A 5,641-nucleotide genomic window follows, 5' to 3' on the forward strand; every position below is an offset into this window, starting at 1 on the left:
CGATGTAACTGGCGTAGCCGGGGATGGCACCGGCCCGCCCGGCCTTGCTCCAGTGATGGACCAGGCTGCGGCTGGAAAGGCCCAGGGCATGGCGGAGATTGGGGTGGTCGGGCAGGCCTACCCCCTTGCGTACCAGCGGACCGAGGCTGGCGTCGAGCTGGCGCATCAGGTGTTGACGTTCGGCGAAAAAGGCGTTGCCGCGCAGGCTGCCGCCCTGGTCGAAGCTACGCTGGTAAAGCTGCTCCAGAGCCTTGAGGGTGTGGCCCAGGTCATCCAGGTGCTTGCCGACCATCAGGCTGGCGGTACCGAGGGCGCCCTCGCCCTGCTGGAGAAACGGCTCGATGAAGTCACGGTTGCGCACCAGGAAGCGCGCGTCGTCGTCGCTCATAGGCGCCAGGGCGGCGTCGATCTTGACAGCCGCTTCCATCAGCAGGGCTTCTTGCAAGGTGCACATGCGTTCGGGGGAGGCGCTCATCACCGCCATCTGCCCGGGCTTGGCCCACTGGCTGAGATGTGGGTTGAGGCTGCGGAATTTGCCCAGGCTGGCCGACGAGGCCTCGGGCATCAGCAACTGTTCGAGACTGCCGCGCGGCATGGGGTCCTGGACGATGTAGAAGCCGGGCTCGGCGGAGGTAGGCATGATTTCTCTCCCTGCGATGCCATCCGTGAACGAAGCGCCCGGGACTGTGACACAGCATTTATTGCCATCGCAACGAGGCAAGGGCGAGCGTTCGCCCCCAGCGCCGAGAGAACGCTGAAAATGCGAACGTAACCACAAAGCAATAGTTTTAGTTACTTAACGCTTGTCCAAGAGCGCAATGGGGGCCCACACCGCGAGCGCAACGACACGTCGGCGGTGAAAGGCTTCGCGGCCCCCTACGGTGTGGTCGTGATGGCGTAGGGTGGACAACGCCTTGCTTGTCCACCAAGGCCTGGCTTGGCGTGCGCCGATATCTAGTCGGTGAAAAACGCTTCGCGGTTTTCCACCCTACGGGAGGGTGACGTAGGGTGGGCAACGCGAAGCTTGCTCACCAACGGATCATCACCCCACCCCGACGCTCGAGGGATGAGCCGCCACCTCGGTCGTTAGCCCCAACACCCACGGCCACCACGGCTTTCTCAAATCTTCACGCAGGCGAACAGCGCATTGCCGGAGGCGCCGTCCCACGGAATGAGCCTGTCGTACTCATGCTCGAACACATGAACCTCGAAGTACGGCGCCAACAGCTCCAGCAACGCGGCGAAGCTCACCGCCACCATGGGATGCTCGTCGTGCCAGACCTGGGTGTCACCCGCCGCCGTTCTTTCGATGCGCAACCTCAACGATTGCCGCTCGCCGGCCCCCCGGTAATGCCAACCGGAGCTGAAATGAAACAGGCCGTCATCGTGCCTGGCGGTGTGCGAAACGAACGAATCGTTGTCGATCCTGTTCTTGTCGACCGCGTTGAAACAGAAGACTCCACCGACGCCCAGGGCTCCATGCACGCTGGCGATACAGGCCTCGAGCCGCTCGATGCTGGCACTGTAATGGATGGAATACAAAAAGCAGGTGATCAGGTCGACCGGTTCGCTCACCCTGAAACCGCACATGTCCTGCCGGGAGAAACGGGCTTCCGGGCAGCGCAGGGCGGCGCGGTCCAGCATGGGCTGGTTGATGTCGAGCCCGCTGCTTCGGTAACCGGCATCGATGAAATGCCGGACGTGCGGGCCGGTTCCGCAGGCGAGATCGAGGTGCCCTGTCCCGGCATTGCCGAACAGCTGCTGCAACCGGTGAACACAGTGGCTTTGCGCCCGATAGTCGATATCGGCGCACATCAGATCGTAGTAACCCGACAGATCGGTATAGAGCGCGTTGCCGGGCATGGGCTGAGTATCGACAGAGAGGGAGGGCGCGCATCATAGCCCAACCTGGCCACAGGACGGTCCAGCCTCTGGCGAGAGAGGCCGCCTGGGATACTCCTATCGATGGAAACGCTCTGCGGTTTTCCACCCGCCCCGAAGACGACCTGGGGCGGGCAACGCGAAGCGTGCCCACCAGCGATCCCACGCGACACCCGTGGATGGCCCGCTATATCCAACGACTGCGCTCACGTGCCGGATGCGCTTCACCCTCTGCGCGAAAGAGCGCTACCCGGTCGCTTGGCCGGCTGGTCCGAGTCAGGTCACGGCCAGCCGTCGTGGGAAGTGCAGGATGACGGATCAGCAGCGTCATCCCTCCTGCTCGCTTACAATCCCCGCCTGAAATGCATTGATGGCGGCGGGCCACCCACCGTCGTTCTCCTCCACGGTAACCAGGCAGGCCGACCGGTCATGGCGCTCGATGCCCCAACGATGTTAACCCTCACCCTAGCGCTCGCGGCAGCCGCGGCGCTGTATCTGGCGATCGAGTGGCGCACCGTTCGCGAGCCCTCACTGCGGTTCTGGAGCCTGGGCTTCGCCACCATCACCCTGGGTTCGACCCTCGCCTTGCTTCGCGGAAGCGGCCTGCTGCTGATCGGTATCTGGTTCGCCAACGGTCTGTTGGTGGTGGCTCACGGGTTCTTCCTGGTGGGCGTCGCCCTTTTCACCGGAACCCGTCTGTCCCGGGCCTGGTACCTCACCCTCGTGGCTTGGCTGGCGCTGCTGCTCCTGCCGGGCGAGCAGGCCTGGCCCAAGATCATGCTGCTGGTCAATTCCCTGCTGGTGGCGCTGCTGACGCTCAGGGCCGGCGTTCTTCTGCGCGCCCACGGCGGGTCCCTCGGCGCGGGCGCGGCGCAACTGCGTTACGTGCTGTTGGGCCACGGGCTTTTCTACCTCGTCAAGGCGGCACTGGCGTTCGTTCCGGGTACGTTGATCGACCTCGCCGCCTTCCGCGGCGAAATCATCCAGATTTCACTGGTCGAAGGCGTCATGGCGATCATGCTGATCGCGCTGTCGATGACGGGAACCGTGCGCTATCGACGGGAAAAACGCATAGAACGGCTAGCTGCGCGGGACCCCTTGACCACCCTCTACAACCGGCGCGCCCTCGAGGCGCGGGCACCGCACCTCCTGAAGGACGCCTCGCCCACTCGTCCGGGTGCCTTGCTGTTGATCGATATCGACAACTTCAAGCTGGTCAACGACCTGCACGGCCACACGGCAGGCGACCGGCTGCTCGTCGCGCTGAGCGAGATGATTCGTTCGTTGCTGCCCGAAGGTGCGCTCGCGGCCCGCCTGGGTGGCGACGAGTTCGTGATCGTGCTGCGGAATGCGTCCAGTGGACGAATCGCCCAATTGGGCGACGTGCTCCGCCAACGCTTCCACGAGGCCACCTCGCAGGCATTCGCCACGCCCGAAGCGGTCACCCTGAGCATCGGCGCTAACCTCTACGACCAGCCGCCCGCCAGCCTCGCGGCGTTGATCGAGCAAGGCGACATGGCCCTTTACGAATCCAAGCGCGGCGGGCGCAACAGTATCCGGCTGGTGGATCGAACCCTCGCGAGCGACGGGCCGCTGCAATCTTGATCGATACGCCACACGCGTCCTTCGATCACATGCCTTTCGGCCGCCAGACAGGCGGGACGTGGGTCATGGCCGACATGACCTTTGCCACGGTAACCCGGTGAGAGCAGCCCTCTTGGTGGATGGATAAAGCGTCATCCACCCTACGACTGTGCAGGCCTAAAGCTTAAAACCATTGAAATATTTTCCGTAGCCGCCGACCAGCATAATTATCAAGACAAAAAGCAATATGAAACGGCTCGGCCATACGATCTTTCTTGCTAAATGCTCTGGAAACTCCAAGGCATCGTTAGGGTCAAGCTGTCCTTTCCTTATGGAAAACCCCGGCATGCTCAAGCAGGAGGAAATTTGAAGCAAGCGATACATCCGCCCGACAAGGCTATCCCCCATGTACTTACGATTATTGATCACCAGGCTAGACCGTTTCAGGTGGGCTTCAAATTCATCTAAATATTTGTGCGCTATGAAAGTCATGTAAAGTGCCAGCAAAAACCCCAAAAACGCACTCACTGCAACTGTAAGCAGAAGAATTTCCTCCCAGCTAAGAGCACGTGTCATCTCAGATGACCCAGCCTTTATTCTCAAGGTGATTATAACAACCCGAGCTGATGAGCATCAGTATAACGAAGACCAGAATCACTCGACCGGTCCAGACTATTTGCCTGGCCAGTTCTTCCGGAAACTCAGAAACATCGCCTGCATCAAGCTGACCCTTGCGTATAGAAAAATTACGCGTACTCAAACAGGAAGAGATCTGCAACATTCGCATTACGCGCGCCAATCTACCCCCTCCCAGATAACGCTTATTGGCTTTAACTAAATTAGAATTCCTCAAATAGTACTCTGCTCTATCCAGCTCCTTGAAGGCCAAATAGGTCATGTACACACAACCTGTCGATGCCAAAGCTCCGCTCGACAAGAAAACGAAAGTAAGTAAGGACTCATATCCAAGCATAATATCCAAGCCCTTTCATAGGGTGAGGGGACATACCCAAACTCCACTATTTGAAAAACAACGCCGATACTAGTAAGCCGATATGAGCGACATCATTCTCAAGTCAAAGCCCCACTGTAATTCGCCCCTATAGCTAGAATCAAAGCAAGCAGGCCGCTGACTTGAAGGACTTTGTTAGGCAGCGTTATTTTGCGTTTCAAGGCATGGGGAAAATTCGACACCTCCTCTCGTTCCAATGCTCCCCTTTTGATATAGAACTCTTCATCTATCAAACCTGACGACAGCTGTATCAATCTATACGTCCTGCCTAAAAAACCATTGTCGAGGTGTTTTTTATTAAAAATAACTAGAGACGAGCCCTTCAAATACTTTTCAGCCTCTTCAAGATACTTGAAGGAAAGCCTGGAAAGATAGAAATCACTGAACAAGGCCAAAAATCCAAAAAACCCAACAAAGGACAGCAGCGTAATTTTAATTACCACTCAGCATTCACCCATAGACAGTCCATCAGCAACCCCACACCAGTTCTCTAAACAATAGCCCAGTAATAGTTTCCACAGCGAACAGATCGCTACCTTTACCAAACGCTGCTATATCTAAAGTCAGGCAGACGCGCCTAAGCCCAAGGCCATCACGAGCGTGAATGACGTGTGACCGTCCTTGATCAGGAAGCCCCAAGCCATCCTTGGTGTTTTCCATACTGAATAAGCACCATAAGTAAAATGACATTAATCGCTAGCATACGGTAAGGCCAGGTCGCCCACCGATACAGAGGAACAGGAAGTCTGTTTAAATCGCCAGGCGACAAAATACCTTTTTTTATACTGTATTGATCAAATATTAAAAGCCCAGCTATTTGTGCAGTTCTATAGAGGCGTTCTAACCATCCGTTACTGGCGGCTAACGGACTCCTGCTGACAGCCATGGAGTTCCTTAAGTATCTTTCTATTTCATCTAATTTCCTAGTCGACACATACGCCGCCAATCCGAAAGAAATTATCGCTACCAGGATAAAAAGGCAAGTTATGGCCGCGTATATCATTTTTTCAGGCATTATCGTGTCCCCTCATAAACGAGAGCGCCAAGAAACTCCCCAAACTCGCTCACTCCATTCCCCACAATAACTCCTCCAGAAGCTGTCACCACTAGGCCACATACCAAACCTCCAACGCCCATTGACCCAACACCGATCGCTGCGCAAAT

The 5,641-nt window shown here is 57.3% G+C and carries 5 protein-coding genes and 1 pseudogene; 1 reads left to right on the forward strand and 5 read right to left on the reverse strand.

Annotation, left to right across the window (positions count from 1 at the left end):
• A pseudogene (locus OGL92_RS21850) lies at positions 1-640 on the reverse strand (hypothetical protein); the annotation flags it as partial.
• Positions 641-1,119: 479 nt separating this feature from the next.
• Positions 1,120-1,863: a class I SAM-dependent methyltransferase gene (locus OGL92_RS21855; protein ID WP_263147943.1), complete on the reverse strand. Its 744-nt coding sequence runs from the start codon at positions 1,861-1,863 to the stop codon at positions 1,120-1,122.
• A 447-nt stretch (positions 1,864-2,310) separates the two neighbouring features.
• On the opposite strand from OGL92_RS21855, the gene OGL92_RS21860 reads away from it, so the two are divergent.
• Complete coding sequence (locus tag OGL92_RS21860) at positions 2,311-3,486, forward strand: GGDEF domain-containing protein (protein WP_263147945.1); 1,176 nt, start codon at positions 2,311-2,313, stop codon at positions 3,484-3,486.
• 156 nt (positions 3,487-3,642) lie between these two features.
• Here OGL92_RS21860 and OGL92_RS21865 read toward each other — a convergent pair whose 3' ends face one another.
• The 3 genes from OGL92_RS21865 to OGL92_RS21875 form a co-directional block, all read right to left on the reverse strand.
• Positions 3,643-4,041 (reverse strand): hypothetical protein, encoded by a 399-nt coding sequence (locus tag OGL92_RS21865; protein ID WP_263147947.1) that lies wholly within the window; start codon positions 4,039-4,041, stop codon positions 3,643-3,645.
• 1 nt (position 4,042) lies between these two features.
• Complete coding sequence (locus tag OGL92_RS21870) at positions 4,043-4,363, reverse strand: hypothetical protein (protein WP_263147949.1); 321 nt, start codon at positions 4,361-4,363, stop codon at positions 4,043-4,045.
• Positions 4,364-4,536: 173 nt separating this feature from the next.
• Entirely contained in the window at positions 4,537-4,920 is a 384-nt protein-coding gene (locus tag OGL92_RS21875) for a hypothetical protein (RefSeq protein ID WP_263147951.1), read from the reverse strand.
• Between the last annotated feature and the right edge of the window lie 721 nt (positions 4,921-5,641).

This window comes from Pseudomonas sp. RIT-PI-AD (assembly GCF_025642785.1).
Lineage (GTDB): Bacteria > Pseudomonadota > Gammaproteobacteria > Pseudomonadales > Pseudomonadaceae > Pseudomonas_T.